The 24,644-nt window shown below is 39.5% G+C and carries 16 protein-coding genes; 14 read left to right on the forward strand and 2 right to left on the reverse strand.

Translation table 11 applies throughout. The features are described from left to right. Positions 1 to 13 precede the first annotated feature (13 nt). The 5 genes from purN to mgtE all read left to right on the forward strand — a co-directional run bounded on the left by purN (position 14) and on the right by mgtE (position 6,701). Positions 14 to 643 carry a phosphoribosylglycinamide formyltransferase gene (gene purN, locus ACNARN_RS03305; protein WP_416304147.1) on the forward strand — a complete coding sequence of 210 codons (630 nt, stop codon included), beginning with the start codon at positions 14 to 16 and terminating at the stop codon, positions 641 to 643. A gap of 106 nt (positions 644 to 749) precedes the next feature. Then, the gene (gene speG / locus ACNARN_RS03310) at positions 750 to 1,340 is read left to right on the forward strand and encodes a spermidine N1-acetyltransferase (protein ID WP_088495291.1); all 591 of its coding nucleotides are present in this window, start codon (positions 750 to 752) and stop codon (positions 1,338 to 1,340) included. Between the two features lie 46 nt (positions 1,341 to 1,386). Beyond that, positions 1,387 to 3,468 (forward strand): polyphosphate kinase 1, encoded by a 2,082-nt coding sequence (gene ppk1, locus ACNARN_RS03315; RefSeq protein ID WP_196532480.1) that lies wholly within the window; start codon positions 1,387 to 1,389, stop codon positions 3,466 to 3,468. Between the two features lie 4 nt (positions 3,469 to 3,472). After that, complete coding sequence (gene ppx, locus ACNARN_RS03320) at positions 3,473 to 5,005, forward strand: exopolyphosphatase (RefSeq protein ID WP_196532479.1); 1,533 nt, start codon at positions 3,473 to 3,475, stop codon at positions 5,003 to 5,005. Between the two features lie 232 nt (positions 5,006 to 5,237). Continuing rightward, positions 5,238 to 6,701 carry a magnesium transporter gene (gene mgtE / locus ACNARN_RS03325; protein WP_109373665.1) on the forward strand — a complete coding sequence of 488 codons (1,464 nt, stop codon included), beginning with the start codon at positions 5,238 to 5,240 and terminating at the stop codon, positions 6,699 to 6,701. 72 nt (positions 6,702 to 6,773) lie between these two features. On the opposite strand, the gene ACNARN_RS03330 is transcribed toward mgtE, so the two are convergent. Further along, on the reverse strand, positions 6,774 to 6,995 hold the full coding sequence (locus tag ACNARN_RS03330) for a hypothetical protein (RefSeq protein WP_416304148.1): 222 nt from the start codon (positions 6,993 to 6,995) through the stop codon (positions 6,774 to 6,776). A gap of 773 nt (positions 6,996 to 7,768) precedes the next feature. Here ACNARN_RS03330 and ACNARN_RS03335 point away from each other — a divergent pair. Next, positions 7,769 to 9,142: an MFS transporter gene (locus tag ACNARN_RS03335; protein WP_109373667.1), complete on the forward strand. Its 1,374-nt coding sequence runs from the start codon at positions 7,769 to 7,771 to the stop codon at positions 9,140 to 9,142. Positions 9,143 to 9,260: 118 nt separating this feature from the next. On the opposite strand, the gene dtpA is transcribed toward ACNARN_RS03335, so the two are convergent. Continuing rightward, positions 9,261 to 10,727, reverse strand: a complete 1,467-nt coding sequence (gene dtpA, locus ACNARN_RS03340; RefSeq protein WP_109374225.1) for a dipeptide/tripeptide permease DtpA — start codon at positions 10,725 to 10,727, stop codon at positions 9,261 to 9,263. 562 nt (positions 10,728 to 11,289) lie between these two features. On the opposite strand from dtpA, the gene ACNARN_RS03345 reads away from it, so the two are divergent. The 8 genes from ACNARN_RS03345 (at position 11,290) to fbaB (ending at position 24,644) form a co-directional block, all read left to right on the forward strand. Next, positions 11,290 to 12,525 carry an MdtA/MuxA family multidrug efflux RND transporter periplasmic adaptor subunit gene (locus ACNARN_RS03345; protein WP_416304149.1) on the forward strand — a complete coding sequence of 412 codons (1,236 nt, stop codon included), beginning with the start codon at positions 11,290 to 11,292 and terminating at the stop codon, positions 12,523 to 12,525. After that, entirely contained in the window at positions 12,525 to 15,656 is a 3,132-nt protein-coding gene (locus ACNARN_RS03350) for an MdtB/MuxB family multidrug efflux RND transporter permease subunit (RefSeq protein ID WP_416304150.1), read from the forward strand. The genes ACNARN_RS03345 and ACNARN_RS03350 overlap by 1 nt, the downstream gene beginning before the upstream one ends. Continuing rightward, complete coding sequence (gene mdtC / locus ACNARN_RS03355; protein WP_416304151.1) at positions 15,653 to 18,736, forward strand: multidrug efflux RND transporter permease subunit MdtC; 3,084 nt, start codon at positions 15,653 to 15,655, stop codon at positions 18,734 to 18,736. Before ACNARN_RS03350 ends, mdtC begins: the two co-directional genes overlap by 4 nt. Further along, positions 18,733 to 20,109 (forward strand): two-component system sensor histidine kinase BaeS, encoded by a 1,377-nt coding sequence (baeS, locus tag ACNARN_RS03360; protein WP_198621023.1) that lies wholly within the window; start codon positions 18,733 to 18,735, stop codon positions 20,107 to 20,109. Before mdtC ends, baeS begins: the two co-directional genes overlap by 4 nt. A 37-nt stretch (positions 20,110 to 20,146) precedes the next feature. Next, positions 20,147 to 20,854: a two-component system response regulator BaeR gene (gene baeR, locus ACNARN_RS03365; RefSeq protein ID WP_198621022.1), complete on the forward strand. Its 708-nt coding sequence runs from the start codon at positions 20,147 to 20,149 to the stop codon at positions 20,852 to 20,854. Between the two features lie 120 nt (positions 20,855 to 20,974). After that, a complete protein-coding gene (yegQ, locus tag ACNARN_RS03370; protein ID WP_109374219.1) occupies positions 20,975 to 22,354 on the forward strand; it encodes a tRNA 5-hydroxyuridine modification protein YegQ in 1,380 nt (459 codons plus the stop codon). 297 nt (positions 22,355 to 22,651) lie between these two features. Then, the gene (gene yegS / locus ACNARN_RS03375; RefSeq protein WP_416304152.1) at positions 22,652 to 23,545 is read left to right on the forward strand and encodes a lipid kinase YegS; all 894 of its coding nucleotides are present in this window, start codon (positions 22,652 to 22,654) and stop codon (positions 23,543 to 23,545) included. Positions 23,546 to 23,594: 49 nt separating this feature from the next. After that, a complete protein-coding gene (gene fbaB / locus ACNARN_RS03380; RefSeq protein WP_006533078.1) occupies positions 23,595 to 24,644 on the forward strand; it encodes a class I fructose-bisphosphate aldolase in 1,050 nt (349 codons plus the stop codon).

Below are 24,644 nucleotides of genomic sequence, written 5' to 3' on the forward strand. Positions count from 1 at the left end.
TGAAAACATGTGAATGAAAAATATTGTCGTCCTCATCTCAGGAAACGGCAGCAACCTACAGGCGATTATTGACGCCTGTAGGGCAAATAAAATCACGGGTAATGTGGTTGCTGTCTTAAGTAATAAAGCTAATGCGTATGGTCTTGAACGGGCAAAACTTGCTGATATTCCAGCATATTTTGTTGATCCAACGCTATATAATGACAGAGCTGATTACGATAAAGCATTAATTGAAAAAATCGATGCTTATCAGCCCGACATTGTGGTTTTAGCCGGTTTTATGCGTATTTTATCGCCTGATTTTGTGACTCATTATCAGCATAAATTATTAAATATTCATCCTTCTTTACTTCCTAAATATCCCGGATTACACACTCATCGCCAAGTTTTAGCGAATAAAGACTCTTTTCATGGTGTTACCGTCCATTTTGTTACAGAAGAACTTGATGGTGGTCCCATGATTATTCAAGCTCGCATTCCTGTTTTACCAGATGATACTGAACAATCATTACAAACAAGAATACAAGCAGAAGAGTATCGTATTTATCCATTAGCGATCGGTTGGTTAGCTGACGAGCGATTAAAAATTCAGAATAATCAAGCCTTTCTCGATGATATTGCGCTTTTCGACAACCTTGGTTGACTATTTCGTTTAAGATAAAAAGTCACATTGTGCTACACTATAGCCCGCGTGACTTTTTTTATGTCACCCTTTTCTCTTTTTATTCAATGCATTCACCGAGGTGCTTATGTCCGGTGGTAAGAAAGTTCCACCTATAAAATTACGTCCTCTCGAACGAGAAGATCTCTCTTTTGTCCATCAACTTGATAATAACGCCAGCGTTATGCGCTATTGGTTTGAAGAGCCTTATGAGGCTTTTATCGAGTTAAGCGACCTTTATGAAAAACATATTCACGACCAAAGTGAACGCCGTTTTATTGCCGAAAGTGACGGCACTAAAGTTGGACTTGTCGAGTTGGTTGAAATTGATTATGTTCACCGTCGTGCTGAATTCCAAATTATCATCGCTCCTGCGCATCAAGGCCATGGATATGCTGCACGCGCGGCGAAACTTGCGATGGATTATGCATTTTCTGTACTTAATTTATACAAACTCTATTTAATCGTCGATAAAGAGAATGCTAAAGCGATTCATATTTATGAAAAGCTTGGCTTTAAAAAAGAAGGTGATTTAATAGATGAGTTTTTTGTTAACGGTGCCTACCGTTCTGCGATTAGAATGTGTACTTTCCAAGCACCTTATTTTGAACAAAAAGCCAAAGAGGCGAAACCCGAGAATTTTGTTAAACCGGGTGCGACTATTAAGCAACACGTCTGATTTATTCAGATATTAAGTTTTAACTTTAACCCTTGTTGGAGTTCAGATGTCCCAGGAACGACTCTATATTGATAAAGAGATCAGTTGGCTTGCGTTTAATGAACGTGTATTACAAGAAGCGGCTGATAAAAGAAACCCGTTAATTGAAAGAGTCAGGTTTCTGGGGATCTATTCAAATAATCTTGATGAGTTTTACAAGGTTCGTTTTGCCGATGTAAAACGCCGTATTTTGATTAATGAAGAACGTGGCTCACGCTCTGCATCAAGCCATGCTCGTCATCTTATAAAGAAAATTCAATCAAAAGTAGCTAAAGCCGACCAAGAGTTTGATGCTTTATATAATGATTTGTTACTTGAAATGGCGCGAAACCAAATCTTTTTAATTAATGAACGCCAAATCTCGCCTAATCAACAAATCTGGTTACGCCAATATTTTCGTCAAAATTTAAGAAAACACATCACGCCTATTTTAATTAATCCTGAAACAGACTTGGTTGAGTTTCTTAAAGATGACTACACCTATTTAGCGGTTGAAATTGTGCAAGGGCAAATTATTCATTATGCCCTGTTAGAAATTCCGTCAGATAAAGTACCTCGTTTTGTTATTCTGCCGACAGACCAAGGGCGTAGTAAGAAAAAATCCATGATTTTATTGGATAATATTTTACGCTACTGTCTTGATGAGGTGTTTAAAGGCTTCTTTGATTATGACTCATTAAGTGCTTATTCCATGAAAATGACGCGAGATGCAGAATACGATCTTGCAACAGAAATGGAATCAAGTTTACTTGAAATGATGTCATCAACATTAAAACAACGCCTTACCGCAGAGCCTGTCCGTTTTGTTTATCAACGTGATATGCCTGATGAAATGGTGGCGTTGCTGCGCAGTAAATTAGGTTTATCGAATAATGACTCCGTCATTGCTGGTGGTCGTTATCATAATTTTAAAGATTTTATTAACTTCCCAAATGAGGGTAGTAAATTTCTATTAAATAAGCCTATTCCACGTTTACGCCATATTTGGTTTGATAACTTCCGTAATGGCTTTGATGCGATACGTGAGCGTGATGTTTTGCTCTATTATCCTTATCATACCTTTGAGCATGTGTTGGAATTGTTGCGCCAAGCCTCTTTTGACCCAAGTGTTATCTCAATCAAAATCAATATTTACCGTGTTGCTAAAGACTCTCGAATTATTGATTCGATGATCCACGCTGCGCATAACGGCAAACGTGTCACGGTAGTTGTTGAGTTACAAGCACGTTTTGATGAAGCAGCGAATATCCACTGGGCAAAACGCCTGACTGAAGCGGGCGTTCACGTTATTTTCTCTGCACCGGGTTTAAAAATTCACGCGAAGTTATTTATCATTTCACGTTTAGAAAATGGTGAAATCATTCGCTATGCTCATATCGGTACGGGGAACTTTAACGAAAAAACAGCGCGTCTTTATACTGACTATTCACTATTAACGGCTAACACTGAAATTACCAATGAAGTACGTCGCGTTTTTAGCTTTATTGAAAACCCTTATCGCCCTGTCACCTTTGAGCATTTAATGGTTTCGCCACAAAACTCGCGCACCCTTTTAAATCAATTAATCACCAATGAAATTCACAGTGCACAAGCAGGGCATCCTGCGGGTATTACATTAAAAGTGAATAATTTAGTTGATGAAGAATTAGTTAATCGCCTTTATGACGCTTCAGAAGCAGGCGTAAAAGTACGACTGTTAGTTCGAGGAATGTGTTCTTTAGTGCCTAATCAGCCGGGATTTAGTGAAAACATTCAAGTAACCAGTATTGTTGACCGCTTTTTAGAGCATGATCGTGTTTATGTTTTCACCAATAAAGGGGATGAAAAAATCTTTCTCTCCTCTGCCGATTGGATGACGCGAAATCTTGATTATCGCATTGAAGTTGCAGTAGCTTTGCTTGATCCTCAACTTAAACAGCGCGTTCTTGATATACTGGATATTCAATTTAATGACACCGTAAAAGCACGTTATATCGATAAAGATTTAACAAATAGCTATGTTCCTCGTGGAAATAAACGTAAGATCCGTTCCCAGCTTGCTGTCTATGAGTATATTAAATTGTTAGAACAACCCGGTTCACGAGCGTAATTTTATGCCTTTATCACAAGATGACTCTTCACCACGTCCTTTAGAAATTGCGGCTATTGACCTCGGTTCTAATAGTTTTCATATGATAATTGCGCGTGTTGTTAATGGCGCATTACAAGTCTTAAGTCGTTTAAAACAGCGAGTTTATCTTGCTGATGGACTTGATGATGATAACGAATTAAGCGAAGAGGCTATGTTACGTGGGCTCTCCGCCCTTTCCCTTTTTGCTGAAAGGTTACAGGGTTTTCCCGCAGAAAATGTCACCGTCGTGGGAACACACACTTTGCGTGTCGCCACTAATGCGAAAGTCTTTCTTCAACGAGCCAAAGAAGTTATTCCTTATCCTATTGAAATTATTTCAGGGCATGAAGAAGCTCGACTTATTTTTATGGGAGTTGAGCACACTCAATCTGAAAAAGGTCGAAAGCTCGTTATCGATATCGGTGGTGGCTCAACAGAATTGGTTATTGGTGAAAATTTTGAGCCAATTTTAATCGAAAGCCAACGCATGGGTTGTGTTAGTTTTAGCCGTCAATTTTTCCCAGAACAAAAAATTAGCGAATCTGCTTTTCGCAAAGCGCGAGAAAAGGCAGCGCGTAAAATGGAAAAAATTGCATGGCAATACAAAATGACTGGCTGGGATGTGGCTTTAGGGGCATCAGGAACAATTAAAGCGGCTCATGAGATCTTAGTTGAGTTTGGTGAAAAAGACGGTGTTATTACTCCAGAACGCCTACTTATGCTCACTAAACAAGTTTTACGATTTAAGAAATTTAAAGATATCGCCCTTCCAGGTTTATCCGATGAACGTAAACATGTTTTTGTGCCAGGTTTGGCGATTTTATGCGGTATTTTTGATTCATTAGGATTAAAAGCTCTACACCTATCTGACGGTGCATTACGTGAAGGTGTGCTTTATGAAATGGAAGGCAGATTTCGCCATCAAGATATCCGCCAGCGCACAGCTAAAAGCCTTGCAGAACACTATAATATCGATAGAGAACAAGCAAAACGTGTTCTTGAAACTATGCAATCTCTTTACGCTCAGTGGGCACAGCAAAATCCTAAGCTAGTTCGCCCTGATTTAGAGGCTATTTTAGTTTGGGCTGTTATGTTACATGAAGTGGGATTAAGTATTAATTTAAGTGGATTACATCGCCATTCTGCTTATATTCTTTCAAATACTGATTTACCTGGCTTTAATCAAGAGCAACAACTGTTATTAACAACTCTCGTTCGCTATCACCGAAAGGGGATCAAGTTAGATGAGTTACCTAAATTTAATCTTTATAAAAAGAAACAGTATTTTCCACTCGTACAAATACTAAGATTAGCAACTTTACTTAATAATCAGCGACAATCGACGACAAAACCTGCATCTTTGCGTTTAGTTACAGATGAAAATCATTGGACGCTTTATTTTCCTGCAAATTATCTTTCTGATAACACATTGATGGAATTGGATTTAGAAAAAGAACAAGAACATTGGCAGTCAGTTCCGGGGTGGAAACTGGATATAAAAGAGGAATCTGCTTAACAATATGATATTATACAGAAAAAGACGCTAGTCAATGCGTCTTTTGTTGCATCTATCATACAACAACTATCACATAACAACATAGGTTTGATTTGTGACGATAATATGAACATCACCAACGCAATATTGTTCAAGATTCATATTTTTTATACGGAGAAGACCGATAATCATCCTAAAATGGAATAATTAGTGTCAATGGTTATCTCCCTCGTAAGAATTAAAAAGGAATAACATGTCTCAACCAGCTATCAACAATGATACTGCGGCTGCCATCAATCCGTATTCACAAAAAGTGGCACACCTGCGTCAGCAAATTTTGAGCATCTTTCTCGAAGATGATCATTTTGTTGAAACCGTTTTAGGTGAAGCAAGTGAAAATGATAGGCTGAGCCACCATGAACTTCATGAAAAAATCACCACTGTTAGAGAATTACTACAAGATCTACACGCGGCAGATATTGCAGATATTCTTGAAGCCCTTCCCTATGACGAACGTCTCGCATTGTGGCATTTGGTTGATAATAATGAACGTGGTGCTGTTTTAGTCGAAGCTTCTGTCGCCGTTTGGGACAGCTTAATTAAAGATATGACTGACCGTGAATTATTACGATCGGTCGCCACATTACATGTGGATGAGCAAGCGTACATCGCAGAGCACTTACCTCGCGATACGATGCGTCGACTTCTTACCTATTTAGAACCAAGTCTGCGTAATAGAATAAGAGAAGTTCTTCAATATCCAAAAGACAGCGTCGGCCAGATGATGGATTTTGAGTTCGTCACTGTGCGAGGTAATGTTACGTTAAAAACGGTACAGCGCTATCTACGCCAACGGGGTTCTATTCCTGAAGCAACGGATAAAATTTTCGTTATTGATAATAAAAATCATCTGTTGGGCGAGCTTCCATTAACCACTGTTTTAACGCAATCTCCTGATAAGCTTGTCTCTGATGTAATGAAAACAGACACCGTGAGCTTTATGCCAGAAGAAAAAGGCGAAGACGCGGCGGGTGCGTTCGAACGTTACGACTTAATTTCTGCGGCTGTTGTTGATAGTAATGGTCTTCTAATGGGGCGATTAACTGTTGAAGATATCGTTGATAACATGCATGAAGAGAGCGATACCAATCTTCGTCGTATGGGTGGTTTGAGCCCAGAAGAAGACGTCTTTGCACCAGTCGGACAAGCGGTTAAAACACGTTGGACTTGGCTTGCTATCAACTTATGTACTGCTTTCGTTGCCTCTCGTGTTATTGGTGTGTTTGAACACACCATTTCCCAATTAGTCGCTTTAGCAACACTGATGCCAATTGTTGCTGGTATTGGGGGAAATACAGGTAATCAGACTATCACAATGATTGTCCGTGCATTAGCTCTACACCAAATTCAAACTGGAAGCTTTTCTTTCTTAATTTTAAGAGAACTTGGTGTTGCCTTTATCAATGGTATTGTGTGGGGAGGGATCATGGGAATTGTCACCTTCCTTCTCTATGGTGACCTTGCAATGGGTGCCGTGATGACAATGGCAATGGTGCTCAACCTGTTAATGGCTGCCATTATGGGCGTATTAATACCAATGACGATGATAAAATTCGGTAAAGATCCTGCCATTGGTTCAAGCGTTATGATAACCGCTATTACGGATACAGGTGGTTTCTTTATCTTCTTAGGTTTAGCAACTATCTTCTTAGTTTAAGACATTTTCTCATTACACTAACGCCACTGATAATAAAATGCAGTGGCGTTTTTTATATCAATCAAACAAATATTAAGCCGTTGTTGATAGGTAATAATAGACAAGCAACAATGCAATAACCAATGAAGTAATAAAAGTCTTTTTAACAGAGGCACTTAATAGATAACTGCCATTTTGATTGGCGTCATTAAGCATGGCTTTTAGTACTAAGCCACCACCTAATGCAACGATAGAAAGTGATGCGAACAAAACAATTGCAGCTAAGAGAACAGCACTCATTGAAATAGAGACCATAAATCCTCCGACAGTTCAATTTGACTTACTGATGTAATTATAACCAACAATCACTTTTTTGACGCTTATTTTTGTTTTTATTTCTAATTCGACAATAAAATTCAAAAAAATCACACAATGCATAAAAACACAAAAATATGATTATACACCCAAGATTTATTGGTATTGAATTTCAATTTCATTGAAATTTTTGAAATTTAAGTTTATCAAAAATATTTTTAACATATAGCAGAATATTCTAGTAATCTATTTTCTATCAGATCATATCTTTCATTATTGATGAGAATAACTTTCTTAATTATCTAATAATTACTTTATTAACGAAAAATAATAAATTAAATTATGACTGAATTTATTATTCAATTTATAATTTAAATCGTAATAAATATATTCAATATAATATCTATTTTATTTGATAATATCGAAATTTCACTTATTAATAAGCATTTTAATATTTTTACAATATATCAATAAAGAAAATAAAATAAGAGTTTAATATTAAGTATCTACAATTAAACCGCATAAAAACACAAGAAATAATAATAACAAAGTTCATTTCGTTGTTTTAATTTCATCTATTTACATTATTAAGAACTTCCTGTTATAACTTAAACCATCATCACAACATTATTCTTTCTCGCATAAATAGCCTATAAATAACCATTCGATGTTATTTATTTTCACCCTATTTTATTCGTTAATTTTCAAAGAATTTACTTGTGATCTTATTACGCATTATTTTTTTATCACGATGATTATTATAGGTTGTAATTATGACATCACAATCACACTCCACTCAGCCGTTGAGTCAACCTACGGCAAGACCATTGAACCGCAACGACTATAAAACGTTGGGTTTATCCTCGCTAGGGGGAACGTTGGAGTTCTATGATTTCGTGATCTTCGTATTCTTTACGAAAACATTGAGCCACTTGTTCTTTCCCGGTGATAACGCCTTTATTGCACAAATGCAGACATTAGGTATTTTTGCTGCTGGTTACCTTGCCCGCCCTTTGGGTGGCATTATTATGGCACACTACGGAGATATTATTGGACGTAAACGCATGTTTACCTTAAGTATCTTCTTAATGGCTGTACCAACATTAGTTATTGGTTTATTACCAACTTATGCCAGTATTGGTGTTGCTGCACCATTATTGTTGTTGTTAATGCGCATTATGCAAGGTGCGGCCATTGGTGGTGAAATGCCAGGTGCTTGGGTGTTTATCGCAGAGCACACGCCAAAACAACGTTATGGCTTAGGTGTAGGAACATTAACCTCAGGCATTACAGGCGGTATTTTATTAGGTTCAATCGTGGCAATTATCGTTCAACGTAGCTATACCAGCCAAGAAGTAAATGACTTTGCATGGCGTATACCGTTTATTTTAGGTGGCGTATTCGGTTTGATTTCTGTCTACTTACGTCGCTTCTTACAAGAAACACCTATCTTTAAAGAGATGGCTGCAAAAAAAGCCTTAGCACAAGAAATGCCTGTGGTTTCAGTTATTAAAAATCACAAGCAAGCGTGCTTAATTACTGCTGCATTAACATGGTCTTTATCAACAGCTATTGTTGTCACCATTTTGATGACCCCCGGTGTCATTGTTGAAGGGATCTACAAAATTGATAGAACGACATCATTAGAAGCGAACTGCGTTGCAACATTAACCTTAACCTTAGGTTGCATATTCTGGGGTTGGATTAGTGACAAATTAGGAACACGCGCGTCAATGACATTATCATGGGGTGGTTTGATTGTTACTGCATTCCATTTCTATGGCAGTTTAGATGCAGCAATGTCAGGTTTTCAGTTAGCGTTTAACTATGGTTTGATGGGCTTTTTTGTCGGGGCGATTGCAACTACACCTATCGTTAGCACAAGAGCATTTCCACCATCAATTCGTTTTTCTGGTTTGTCTTTTGCTTACAATATGGCTTATGCCTTATTCGGTGGATTAACGCCGATGTTAACAGGAATATGGTTAGAAAAAACTGCAATGGCAGGTGCATATTATGTTGCAGGCGTATCATTATTAGCTATTGCAGTCGCTTTCTTACCTTTAGCTTATAAAGGTTGGACGGCTGTAAAACCCACCACAAGAGAAAAAGATGTTGCATTGCAGATTGATAAAGTGATCAGTTAGGCCTTTATCAATATCACAAAATCGTTCTACCAGTCCCCTTATACAATACCGCCCTTAATCAGGGCGGTATTTTTTTGTGATTTGCAGTTTTTCTGAATTTTATTTTTAATGGCACAAATTACTGTGTCATTTTACTTAGCATCGGTGCGGTGATCAGCATTAGAACTGCGATAACACCTGTTACAATACCAATTTGTAAGAAGACACTGCTATAAATTTCTAATGAAGCATGAGCACTTTGTACGTCTTCTGGTACTGCCATTAAACTCGCAACTTTACCTGCAATAATTGCAGCGGCTGCCGAAGTTAAGAACCAAGCGCCCATAATAAAGCCCATTAAACGCTGTGGTACAAGTTGAGCAACCATCGCAAGACCTAGGCCAGAAATCATCAGCTCACCAATACTTTGGAAACCATAACTTGCGACCAACCACCATGAAGACACAATACCTGCTTCATTTGCCATGCTAGCACCTAATGGCAGAACTAAGAATGCGGTCGCACTCAAGAACATACCCACAGTGAATTTATATGGCATAGGTAGTTTATCACCCATAAAGTTATATACAGCCGCTAGTAGCGGGCTTGCTAACATGATCCAGAATGGATTAAGTGATTGGAATTGTTCAGGTTCAACGCTGAAACCTAAGATTGAGTGCTCAACGTTATGGATCGCGAAGAAGTTTAAAGAAGTTGGCATTTGATCGTAAAGAACGAAGAATACAACCGCTTCAACCATCAGCAAGAATGCAACAATCATCTTACGGCGAGCAGCGCCCTTCATCATGAACGTTTCACGCGCAAAAATCAGGATGATACCTAATGAGATGATTGCTAAAGACCAACTTGCCACTTCATTATTATGTAGCAACCAAGTGGATACAGCGACCAGTGCAACAATACCCACCAGCGTTAATAATAATTTTGAATAGTTAAGCGGTTCAAAGTCAGGTCTAGAACCTTTATCTTTTATCCAACCACGACAAACAACAAAGTTTGCTAGTGTGATCAGCATACCCACAACACTCAGTGCAAATGCAACATCCCAGCCATAATTAGCCGCCAACCACGGTGTCGCTAACATGGAGAAGAAAGAACCCACATTGATAGACATGTAGTACATGGTAAATGCACCGTCTAATTGCGGATCGTCTTTCTCATAGCAAGTTGCTAATAATGAAGATGGGTTAGCTTTAAATAAACCATTACCTACTGCAATCGTTGCAAGTCCCCAATAAATCACGTCTTTATCGTGATCAGAGAATGCCACCATTGCATAACCAATTGCCAGTACGATTGCACCAAGAATAATAACCCTTTTAGTACCAAGGACTTTATCCCCAAGCCATCCACCGATAGCAACAAAACCATAGACCAACGCGGTAAATGCAGCAAAAACAGTGATAGCTTCCGCTTCACCCATGCCCAGCATTTTAACCAAGTAAACGGCCATGATCCCTTGAAGACCGTAATAGCCGAAACGTTCCCATAACTCGATTGAGAAGATAAGATAAAACGCGCGAGGCTGTTTAAATGCATTCAGGCTCGGTTTTTGTCCATCGTCAGGTGTGTTTGCAGTTGACACTAAAAACCTCTAATTATTCTATTACGCCTTTATATTTAGGCTAATTTTTTACAAAAATTTCGTTATTTAAGACAGAGTTAAAGCTCGGTGAATTTCATACTGGATTGTTATTCTTTGAAAAGAGTTCAACGCAGAGAAAAACAAGGTTGGCATTCTATCACTGGAAAGCATAATTATCTAAGAATTATAACTAACTATTGCGTTTTATCATAGTTACAGGCATTTGTACAAAATAGTTATGCGATTAAAAAAACATCAAACAAAATAACTCACTGATAATCAATAATTTATTTTTCACTTAATTATCCCTATATAAACAATTAAGCTACGCTACTGTTTACCTATATTTTGCTAAATTAGTTCTTATTGAATAACAACGGTAAAATAATGCCAGTAGCAATTTGTTTTAACTGATTAAAATAACGCCAACAAAACACATTCCTTGACTTAATTTCCATATTTCCTCCATTTTTAACTGTGAAGAAACAGGTAGAATGTCACCATTCCAGATTTTCATTTCAGTATTTCTGATTAGCTAGTTGCCAGTGGGATCACAAAAGTAATGAATAAAAACAAAAATGCTAAAAAAAGAGTTTCTCTCATTATCGCTTTAATCGTCGTAATCGCAGGTGGTTACGCCTATTGGCAATTTAATGCAGCAAAAACAGCGTCGCCCGAAAATAAAGGGACTCAAGCAACAAACACCCAGAGTAGAGGTACATCTGGATCTCGTCGTCCTCCTTTATCGCCTGTTCAAGTTGCAACATCAACACAAGAAGATGTCCCTCAATTTTTATCTGCTTTAGGTACAGTAAAAGCCACTAACAGCGTGACCGTCACTAGCCGTGTTGAAGGTCAATTAATGGCGCTACATTTCACCGAAGGCCAACAAGTTCAAAAAGGCGATCTCTTAGCTGAAATTGACTCGCGCCCTTTTGAAGTACAATTAGCCCAAGCCAAAGGACAGCTAGCAAAAGATCAAGCCACATTAGCAAATGCACGCCTTGATTTAGTGCGTTATCAGAAATTAGCGAAAACTAACTTAGTCTCACAACAAGAGTTAGATAACCAGCAAGCTTTAGTAAAACAATCTGAAGCCAGTATTCGTATTGATGAAGCCACTATCAGCAATGCACAACTGCAATTAACCTACAGCAAAATCACGGCACCTATTTCAGGCCGAGTGGGTTTAAAGCAAGTTGATGTAGGAAACTATATTTCTGGCGGTTCATCCACGCCTATCGTTGTTATCAATCAAATGGACCCTGTTGATGTGCTTTTTACTTTGCCAGAACAAGATTTAGCGAATGTTATTCAAGCACGTAAAAACAATGCAGATTTGCCTGTTACGGCGTTAGATAGAAATAATCAATTTGAATTAGCACAAGGCACACTATTTAGTGTTGATAATCAAATTGATGCAGCGACAGGCACCATAAAGTTAAAAGCCCGTTTCCCTCAACAAGAAAATACACTATTCCCTAATCAATTCGTGAATGTACGCCTTTACGTCACCACGTTAGAAAAGGCAGTGGTTATTCCTAATGCAGCATTGCAAATGGGGAATGAAGGTCACTTTGTCTGGGTTGTTGATAGCGAAGATAAAGTGAGCAAATTACGTGTTGAAGTTGCATTACAAAATGCAGAAAAAGTGGTTATCGCTTCGGGTTTATCAGCAAATCAACGTGTTGTAACCGATGGTGTGGATAGATTAACACAAGGTGCAAAAGTCGATATCGTGACACCAACAGCACCAAAAAATAAAGAAAATGACCGTGTTGTCGCGGAGAAAGCGTAATGACAGAAAAAACACACGGTACAGGTGGCGGTCCTTCTCGCTTATTTATTCTGCGCCCTGTTGCAACAACTTTATTTATGGTTGCCATACTGTTAGCGGGTATTGTTGGCTATCGTATGTTGCCAGTGTCTGCCTTGCCAGAAGTCGATTACCCAACAATTCAAGTTGTTACACTCTATCCTGGTGCAAGCCCTGATGTAATGACATCCGCGGTTACCGCGCCATTAGAGCGTCAATTTGGGCAGATGTCTGGATTAAAACAGATGTCGTCACAAAGCTCTGGTGGTGCATCAGTGATCACACTGATGTTTCAACTCACATTACCATTAGATGTTGCAGAGCAAGAGGTACAAGCTGCGATAAATGCAGCGACTAATCTGCTACCATCCGATTTACCTTATCCTCCGATTTACAGCAAAGTCAATCCGGCTGATCCGCCTATTTTAACCTTGGCGGTTACTAGCTCAACATTACCAATGACACAGTTGCAAGATATGGTTGAAACCCGTATTTCGCAAAAAATCTCACAAGTTAATGGCGTGGGTTTGGTGGCACTAGCGGGTGGTCAGCGCCCCGCTGTTAGAGTCAAACTCAATGCACAAGCCGCAGCATCTTACGGTTTAGATAGCGAAAAAATTCGTGTAGCAATCAATAATGCGAACGTTAACTCAGCGAAAGGGAGCCTTGATGGGCCAACTCGCTCTGTGACGTTATCTGCTAATGATCAGATGAAATCATTAGAAGATTACCGCCAATTAATCGTTACCTATAAAAATGACGCACCAATCCGTTTATCTGATATTGCCACTATTGAACAAGCACCTGAAAACAATCAATTAGGAGCATGGGCGAATAATGAGCAAGCGATTATTATTAATGTTCAACGACAACCTGGTGTCAACGTTATTGATACCACTGATAATATTCGTAATTTATTGCCGGATTTAGTCTCTAATTTACCAAAATCCGTTAATGTTGAGATCTTAACAGACAGAACGACAACGATCCGCGCTTCAGTTAAAGATGTGCAGTTTGAACTTGGTTTAGCTATCGCCCTTGTGGTAATGGTCATTTATCTCTTTTTACGTAATGGTGTCGCAACCTTAATCCCAAGTATTGCCGTACCGCTTTCATTAGTAGGTACGTTTGCGGTGATGTATTTTTGTGGATTCTCTGTCAACAACCTCACTTTAATGGCATTAACCATTGCCACAGGCTTTGTTGTCGATGATGCCATTGTTGTGATTGAAAATATTTCCCGTTATCTCGAACGTGGTGATAAACCGTTAACAGCCGCTTTAAAAGGAGCTGGCGAGATTGCCTTTACCATTATTTCACTCACTTTCTCTCTGATTGCCGTACTGATCCCCCTATTATTTATGGGAGATATTGTTGGTCGTCTATTTAGAGAGTTTGCAATCACCCTTGCTGTTGCCATTCTAATCTCTGCGGTGGTTTCGCTCACATTAACGCCAATGATGTGTGCTCGATTGCTAAAACCTGAAAATGAAATCAAACACAACCGTTTTGAAATGGCGTGCGAGCGTTTCTTTGAAAAAATGATTGCAGTGTATGCAGTTTGGCTCAAACGTGTTTTAAACCATCAATGGATAATGCTTGGCGTAGCACTTAGCACATTAGTACTAACCGTATTGCTATATATGTTTATTCCTAAAGGCTTCTTCCCATTACAAGATAACGGGCTATTGCAAGGCACCATTGAAACCTCACAATCTATTTCTTACCAAGCAATGGTAGAAAAACAGCAACAGGTCGTTGATAAATTAATTGATGATCCTGCTATTGATAATATTGCTAGTTTCGTGGGTATTGATGGAAGCAACGCAACCTTAAACACCGGTCGTTTACAAATTACGTTGAAGCCTCTTGATCAGCGTGAAGATCGGATAGATGTGATTATTCCTCGTTTACAAGAGCGTATTGCTTCTATTTCAGGAATGACTCTCTATCTACAACCAACTCAAGATTTAACGATTGATACGCAAGTTTCTCGTACTCAGTATCAATTTACGCTACAAGCAACATCATTAGATAAATTGGCCTCTTGGGTACCCAAACTCTCTCAAGCATTAAAAGATAGCCCTGAATTGACTGATATTAGCAGTGATTGGCAAGATAACGGCATGATGGCGTATATCAAAGTGGATAGAGACTCAGCAAGCCGTTTAGGTATTTCAATGAGTGATATTGATAATGCACTTTATAATGCGTTTGGTCAGCGTTTAATTTCCACTATCTACACTCAAGCAAATCAGTATCGCGTGGTATTAGAACAAAATATTCGCAACGGAGATGGATTACAGGCACTTTCAGCCGTGCATTTAACGGGTAAAGATGGTGCGATGGTACCTTTATTATCTATTGCATCCGTAGAGCAACGCTTGGCACCGCTCTCTATTAATCATCAAGAACAATTTCCTTCAGCAACATTCTCATTTAATGTCGCTGAACAATCCTCTCTTGAAGAAGCGGTGAATGCAGTGAAATTGGCTGAAGAGCAGATTTCTATGCCAAAAGATATTACCACCCAATTCCAAGGGGCGACACTGGCATTTGAAAGCGCGCTTTCGAGTACTTTGTGGCTGATTATCGCAGCAATTGTAGCAATGTATATTGTATTAGGCGTGCTATATGAGAGTTTTATTCACCCTATTACTATTTTATCTACACTGCCAACAGCGGGTGTTGGGGCATTACTTGCTTTAATTGCAGCAGGCAATGAGCTTGATATTATTGCGATTATTGGGATCATCTTGCTTATCGGGATCGTAAAGAAAAATGCGATCATGATGATAGACTTTGCCCTTGCCGCTGAACGAGAACAAGGTTTAACGCCTTACGAAGCTATTTATCAAGCGTGTTTATTACGTTTCCGCCCAATCTTAATGACCACAATGGCGGCGCTTTTAGGTGCTTTACCTTTAATGTTGAGTACAGGTGTAGGGGCAGAATTACGTCAACCATTAGGGGTTTGTATGGTTGGAGGCTTAATTATGAGCCAGATCTTAACCCTATTTACGACACCGGTAATTTATCTGTTATTTGATAAATTATCGCTCTATATCAACCGCAATAAACACGTTGAAAATAATAACGGGGCTGTATCATGAAGTTCTTCGCCCTCTTTATTCAACGACCTGTAGCAACCACGTTGCTCAGTTTAGCAATTTCACTTTGCGGTGTATTGGGCTTTATGTTACTTCCTGTGGCGCCTTTGCCACAGGTGGATTACCCCGTTATTAATATCAATGCCTCATTGCCTGGGGCATCTCCTGAAACGATGGCATCCTCTGTTGCTACGCCGCTTGAGCGCTCTTTAGGGCGTATTGCGGGGATTGATGAGATGACATCAAGCAGTTCGCTAGGTAGTACCAATATCACACTGGTTTTCGATTTAAATAAAGATATCAATACGGCGGCACGAGATGTACAGGCGGCATTAAATGCATCACAAAGCTTGCTACCTTCAGGGATGCCAAGCCGCCCACGTTATTATAAATCGAATCCTTCTGATGCACCGATTACGATTTTAACGCTCACCTCTGACACACAAAACACGGGTGAGCTTTACGATTTAGCATCAACACGATTGGCACAAAAAATCTCACAAATTGAAGGCGTCAGTGAAGTTTCTGTCGGTGGCGGTTCACTACCTGCGGTTCGTGTCGCCCTTAATCCTGATGCATTGTTCAATCAAAACGTAAGCCTAGATGATGTCAGAAAAGCCATAAACCAAGCTAATGTGCGACGACCTCAAGGCTTTGTGAATAATGATGATAATCGTTGGCAAATTCAAACCAATGATGAACTAAGCAAAGCCGCTGAATATCGCCCAATTATTGTGCATTACAATCAAGATGCGGTTGTGCGTCTAAGTGATGTGGCACAAGTGACTGATTCCGTACAAAACGCACGCGCTGCGGGTATGAGTGGCGGTGAGCCTGCTATCTTGTTGGTTATTCGCCGTGAAGCAGGTGCAAATATTATTGAAACCGTTAATCGTATTCGTGATGAACTTCCTGAATTGCGTGAGCTTATTCCTGCCAGTGTTGATTTAAAAGTTGCACAAGATAGAACACCGACTATTCGCGCATCCCTAGCTGAAGTTGAACGTGCGTTAGCCATTGCGGTGGCGTTAGTCATTTTAGTGGTGTTCTTATTTTTACGCTCAGGTCGCGCCACTCTGATCCCTGCTGTTGCTGTACCCGTTTCATTAATTGGTACTTTTTCAGCGATGTATCTCTGTGGCTTTAGCTTAAACAACCTTTCATTAATGGCATTAACGGTTGCTACAGGCTTTGTGGTTGATGATGCGATTGTCGTACTTGAAAACATCTCTCGTCATATCGAAAATGGTTTAAAGCCTAAACAAGCCGCACTAAAAGGTGTCGGTGAAGTGGGTTTTACCGTACTTTCGATGAGCATTTCTCTTGTTGCCGTTTTTATTCCATTACTGTTAATGGATGGTCTTGTTGGGCGATTATTTAAAGAATTTGCCATTACGTTAACGACAGCAATCGCTATCTCTTTGTTTGTTTCGTTAACGCTAACCCCCATGATGTGCGCACATTTATTAAAAGGAATAAAACCGAAAGCACAGTCGCATTTACGAGGTTTTGGTAAGTTACTTTTCCGCGCCCAACAAGGTTACAGCGTCACATTACAAACTGCATTGCGCCATAAACGCTGGGTTATGACGATTTTTCTCGCAACCTTGGGCTTAAATGTTTATTTATATATTAGCGCGCCCAAAACCTTTTTCCCCGATCAAGATACAGGTCGATTAATGGGATTTGTGCGAGCGGATCAGAGTATTTCATTCCAGTCGATGAAAGAAAAAATGGCTCGCTTTATGCAGGAAATTAATGCGGATAAAGACGTGGATAGCGTGACTGGTTTTACTGGTGGCGGTCGCATTAACAGTGGGTTTATGTTTATCTCCCTCAATCCGTTGTCAGAAAGAACTGACAGTGCGAATCAAGTCATTAATCGTTTACGCACAAAATTAGCGAATGAACCCGGAGCTAACCTCTTTTTAATGCCCGTACAGGATGTAAGAGCGGGTGGGCGTCAAGCCAATGCCAGTTATCAATTTACATTATTAGCAGATGATTTAAGCGAGTTGCGTAAATGGGAGCCTATTGTACGTAAAGCCTTAGGCGAATTACCTGAGCTTGTGGATGTTAACTCAGATAAAGAAGACAAAGGCGCTGAAATGGCTCTGACTTATGATCGCGATACGATGTCGCAATTAGGTATTAATGTCAGTGATGTGAATAATCTACTTAACAATGCCTTTGGTCAACGCCAGATCTCCACCATTTATGCGCCATTAAATCAGTATAAAGTGGTGATGGAAGTGTCTGAACAATATACCCAAGATGTCTCTGCATTAGATAAAATGTATGTGGTCAATTCACAAGGTGAACGTATTCCATTATCCGCATTCGCCAGTTGGTATCCTGCTAACGCACCATTAAGTGTGAATCACCAAGGATTATCCGCAGCGTCAACTATTGCTTTTAATATACCTGAAGGCTATACGTTAGCTGATGCCATTAATTCTATTGAACGCACAATGACTGAATTGGGTGTACCCAATACGGTAAGAGGCACATTTGCGGGCACTGCACAGGTTTTCCAAGAAACCATAAAGTCACAGCTTATTCTTATCTTGGCAGCAATAGTCACGGTGTATTTAGTGTTAGGTGTGCTGTATGAAAGCTATATTCATCCGCTAACCATTTTATCTACCCTGCCGTCTGCGGGCGTAGGTGCGTTGTTAGCATTACAGCTTTTTAATACACCTTTTAGTCTGATTGCACTTATTGGCATTATGTTGCTTATTGGTATTGTGAAGAAAAACGCCATTATTATGGTGGATTTTGCAATTACCGCACAGCGTGAAGGTAAATTGTCTGCCAAAGAGGCGATTATTCAAGCCAGCTTATTGCGTTTTCGTCCTATTATTATGACGACACTTGCGGCGTTATTTGGTGCTTTGCCGTTAATGTTAGGCAGTGGTGATGGTGCAGAATTAAGACAACCTTTGGGTATTACCATCGTCGGTGGCTTATTAATGAGCCAGCTATTAACGCTCTATACCACCCCTGTTATTTATCTATTTTTTGATGGATTGCGTGAACGTTGGCAACAACGACGTATCAGCAAAAAAGAGGCAAATGCATGAAATTGAGAAGCAAGCTGTTTCTGGTGATTTTCGCAACGTGCATGGTGGTTGTCTTTGCTATGCATATTGGTATTCGTAGTAGCTTTCAACAAGGCTTTATTGGCTATATCAAGAAAAACAGTGAACAGCGAGCAACTCATATTGCAGAAGCCTTAACTGAACAATATGAATTAGCTGGTGATTGGCATTTTTTATACAAAGATGAACATTCTGTCTATCAAATATTAAGAACCATTGATCAGATAAGCCAAAGTGGTGATGGCCCTCCGCCTCGCGGTTGGCGTACACAGTTTTGGATTGTAGATAAAGACATGAAGCGCTTATTTGGACATGACAATCAATTTCCCGCAGAGACATTTAAAAAGCCTATTACCTTTCACGATGAAATTGTTGGATGGGTGATTGTCAGTGCCGCAGATAAAATCAGTAGTGAAGCCGATATCAGTTTTGATAAGCAACAACTGCGTACCAGTTGGATTATTGCAGGTGCAACTGTTCTGTTTGCACTGCTAATCACATTGGTTCTTTCTCGCAGCATGATACGCCCTGTTAAGCGTTTGGTTGAAGCAACCCATAAACTGGCTGCTGGCGATTTCTCTGTTCGGGTTCATCCTACTAGTAAAGATGAAATCAGCCAACTCGCCACTGATTTTAACCAACTTGCCAGTACATTAGAAAAAAATGAGCAAATTCGCCGTGATTATATGGCCGACATCTCTCATGAATTGCGAACACCACTGGCTATCTTAAAAGGTGAGCTTGAAGCATTACAAGATGGTGTGAGAAAACCTACAGCCGAAACCTTAAATTCTCTGTTATTTGAAGTGACGAATCTGACTAAACTCGTCAATGATCTCCACCAGCTTTCATTATCAGATAGAGGCTCTTTAACCTATCGCAAAGACTTTGTTGATATTAATGAAGTAATTTTATTAGCGGTAGCCTCTTATCGTCACACTTACCAAACCAAAGATATTGCCCTATTCACCGAGTTAGATGATTTATCGTCGCTGATTGTACAAGCCGATCCAGATAGGCTTATCCAGCTTTTTCACAATCTGTTAGAAAATAGCGTTCGTTATACCTATTCTGGAGGTCAATTACATATCAGTACCAAGAAAGGCCATAATAGTGTGCTAATTTCATTAGAAGATAGCGCACCAGGGCTTGATGAATCGCAATATAAAGCGGTTTTTCAGCGTTTTTATCGTGCTGAAAGTTCACGAAATCGAGCAAGTGGTGGATCTGGATTAGGACTTGCGATTTGCGAAAATATTATTGAAGCTCATAATGGTAAGATAAGTGCCATGCCTTCCTCTTTAGGTGGCATGAAAATCCTTATAGAATTACCTGCATATTCTGATGATAATTAAGCCTTATCATTTGCGCTAATAATTATTGAGCTGATAAATGACAACGACTGAATCACCCTATTCAATCCTAATTGTTGAAGATGAACCCAAACTTGCACAATTGCTCATTGATTATCTGCAAGCATCAGGTTATCAAACACATTGGTTAGCCGATGGCGCGGAAGTCAGCCATTGTGTAAAACAGCAGCACTATGATTTAGTTTTGTTAGATCTTATGTTACCTGTAAAAGATGGCATCACAATTTGTAAAGAGTTGCGCCAATTCTCCGACATTCCCATTATTATGGTCACTGCCAAAACAGAAGAAGTCGATAGATTATTAGGTCTTGAAATTGGTGCTGATGATTATATTTGCAAACCATATAGCCCAAGAGAAGTGGTCGCCAGAGTCAAAACGTTATTGCGTCGTTTTTATCGTCCTCAAGATATTGTTCAGAGCGATAAGTTAGTTGTGATTGATGAACAGGCTTATCAAATCCAATACAATAATAAAATTCTCGATTTAACCACCGCTGAATTTCGCCTATTAAAGGCCTTAGCCACACAACCAGGCAAGATATTAACGCGAGATCAGCTTATGGATCATCTTTATGATGATTACCGCATTGTGACGGATAGAACCATTGATAGTCATATTAAAAACTTACGACGTAAACTTGAGCAACTTAACGATCAAATTGAATTTATTCGCTCAATTTATGGTCAAGGCTATCGTTGGGAAACCCAAGCTTACCGTTTTCGATGATATTTTTTCAGGAATACATTGAACCTCGCTACACTTAAGCGCTAGAATCCACCCCTTTATGATATACCCCTACCCAATGTGTGGGGGGACTGACTTGAAATCAGAACCAGGAAATTAACCATGTTTACACCCGAATTGCTCTCTCCTGCTGGCTCATTAAAAAATATGCGCTATGCATTTGCTTATGGCGCAGACGCCGTTTATGCAGGTCAGCCACGTTATAGCTTACGTGTGCGTAATAATGAGTTTAACCACGAAAACCTTGCTAAAGGTATTCAAGAAGCCCACGAATTAGGTAAGCGCTTCTATGTTGTGGTTAATATCGCACCTCATAATGCTAAATTAAAAACCTTTATCCGTGACTTAAAACCCGTCATTGATATGGGCCCTGATGCGCTGATTATGTCTGATCCGGGTTTGATCATGATGGTACGAGAAGCCTTCCCTGAAATGGATATCCACCTTTCAGTGCAAGCCAATGCCGTTAACTGGGCAACCGTAAAATTTTGGCGTCAAATGGGATTAACTCGCGTGATCCTTTCTCGTGAACTCTCTATTGATGAAATTGCTGAAATTCGTAAGCAAGTTCCTGATATGGAATTAGAAGTTTTCGTTCACGGTGCATTATGTATGGCTTACTCAGGCCGTTGCCTGTTATCTGGTTACATCAATAAGCGTGACCCGAACCAAGGTACATGTACTAATGCTTGCCGTTGGGAATATAAAGTCGAAGAAGGCAAAGAAGACGAGGTTGGTAATATCGTTGAAAAATACACACCAATCCCAGTTAAAAACGTTGAGCCTACTTTAGGTGTTGGCGCGCCAACAGACAAAGTTTACTTAATCGAAGAAGCAAAACGCCCTGGTGAATATATGACTGCGTTCGAAGATGAACACGGTACTTATATCATGAACTCTAAAGACTTACGCGCGATTGAACACGTTGAGCAATTAACTCAAATGGGTGTACATTCGCTGAAAATTGAAGGTCGTACTAAATCCTTCTATTACTGTGCCCGTACTGCACAAATGTATCGTCGTGCAATTGATGATGCTGTTGCAGGTAAACCTTTTGATCCAACGTTGCTAACTACATTAGAAGGCTTAGCACACCGCGGTTATACAGAAGGTTTCTTACGTCGTCATACCCATGATGCGTACCAAACTTATGAATATGGTTATTCTGTCTCTGACACTCAACAATTTGTCGGTGAATTTACAGGTAAACGCGTAAACGGTTTAGCTGAAGTTGATGTTAAAAATAAATTTGTTTTAGGTGATAGCCTAGAATTAATGACACCAACGGGAAATATTCAATTTACGCTAGAAGCGCTGTTTAACAAAAAACAGCAGCCAACGGATGTTGCACCAGGTAATGGTCACATGGTTTATTTATCTGTTCCTGAAGATGTTGATTTAGATTTTGCACTGCTGATCCGCAACCTACAAGGTACAACAACACGTCAACCGCATAAAATTGATGCGGTAGAAGTGAAGTAAAGCGTCATAATCTGATTTAAAGTGGTCAATTTCAAATACAGATCACATCAATAATGATTTGTTTACCGTATCATCAGTTCCGAAAAATAAAGAACTAGAATGAATACAGTAAGACTAGGAACCACCTCCTTGGCAAATCCAATCTCCCTTGGATTTGCCTTTTCTTTTTGTTCCCTTCTTATCAATCCCCCTTTTGTATAAAACACACTCTTTTTTCGTTATCATTTGTAAAAAACATAGTAATTTTCTCGATATCCATTACCTTTAAAAGAGTGATTCAATTAAAGGAACTCATCAATGAGTAAAATTAGTTTGCTAATCATTAATGGAAAAAGCGCGAATAATTGCGCATTGAGAAAAGCCGTTTACCAATTACGTGATGAAGGTTTTGATCTCCAAGTGAGAGTGACTTGGGAATCGAGTGATGTGCAACGTTTTGTACAAGAAGCTATTGATATAAATGCTGAAACTGTTATTGCAGCTGGTGGTGACGGTACAATTAATCGTGTTGCATCTGAATTAATTCATCTTTCACCTTCATCTCCTCCCACTCTAGGTATTATTCCATTAGGCACAGCAAATGATTTTGCGACCAGCGCACAAATCCCTCGTGATATGGAAAATGCACTTAATTTAGCCGTTAAAGGTCGCGCTGTACCAATTGATGTTATCGCTGTGAATAAGACTCACTATTTTATCAATATGGCATCAGGCGGCTTTGGAACAAAAATCACAACAGAAACCCCTGAAGCCTTAAAATCAGCATTAGGTGGGGCTGCCTATTTTATTAATGGCCTTTTAAGTATTGACTCTTTAAAAGCGGATCATTGCACAATTGAAGCTGAAAATTTTCACTGGGAAGGTGAATCACTGATTTTAGGTATTGGTAATGGTCGTCAAGCAGGAGGAGGACAACAACTCTGCCCCGAAGCATTAATTAACGACAATAAACTCAATATCACCATTGTTGAAGCACACGAATTACTCCCTTCTCTTTTGAATAGCCTGTTTGATCGTAAAAAAAACGACAAGATTATCGAGCGCGACAGTCGCTGGGTAAACATTAGTGCTTCTCATGAAATGGTATTTAATTTAGATGGAGAACCGCTTTTAGGGAATAAATTTGAATTTATTGTGTTACCTGAAGCGATCCACTGCCGGTTACCGCCTCAATGTGACTTGTTATCTTAGTGTAGATAAATGACAATCACTCTCATCTCATCATGAACTGGAGTATGTAATGACTGATATAGTAAGTTTGTTAGGTGCTGATGCAAAATCATTATTAGAACATCGTTGCCAAACCATCCCAAGCGAAAATCTCTACCTGCCAGGTTCTGACTTTGTTGATCGTGTTATGATTGATAACAATCGCCCTAATAGCGTGTTACGTTCAATGCAAACCCTGTTTAATCACGGACGTTTAGCGGGAACGGGCTATCTGTCTATTCTACCTGTTGACCAAGGTGTTGAGCACTCTGCCGCGGCCTCTTTTGCCGCAAACCCACTCTATTTTGATCCAAAAAATATTGTTGAGTTGGCTATTGAAGCGGGTTGTAACTGTGTTGCCTCTACTTATGGTGTTCTTGCTTCTGTTTCTCGTCGTTATGCACACAAAATTCCTTTCCTTGTGAAGTTAAACCACAATGAAACCTTAAGCTACCCAGCGCAATATGACCAAACACTGTATGCCAGTGTAGAACAAGCCTTTGAAATGGGTGCTGTTGCAGTGGGTGCGACCATTTACTTTGGTTCACAAGAAAGCCGTCGCCAAATTGAAGAGATTTCAATGGCCTTTGAACGTGCTCATGAATTAGGTATGGTCACCGTATTGTGGGCCTATTTACGTAACCCTGCATTTAAAAAAGACGGTGTTGATTACCATGCAAGTGCAGACTTAACAGGTCAAGCGAACCATTTAGCCGCTACAATTGGTGCGGATATCGTTAAACAAAAAATGGCTGAAAATAACGGTGGCTTTAAAGCGATTGGTTTTGGTCATACTGATGAGCGTGTTTACACCAAACTCACCACTGAAAACCCAATTGATTTAGTTCGTTATCAATTAGCAAACTGCTATATGGGTCGTGCAGGGTTAATTAACTCTGGTGGCGCTTCAGGTAATAATGACCTTGAAGATGCTGTACGCACTGCGGTTATCAATAAACGTGCGGGTGGTATGGGTTTAATTTTAGGTCGTAAAGCCTTCAAAAAATCAATGAAAGATGGCGTTGCGCTAATTAATGCAGTACAAGATGTTTATCTAAACAAATCTGTCACTATTGCTTAA

It is taken from the genome of Proteus sp. TSJ240517, assembly GCF_047921575.1.
Taxonomy (GTDB): Bacteria; Pseudomonadota; Gammaproteobacteria; order Enterobacterales; family Enterobacteriaceae; genus Proteus.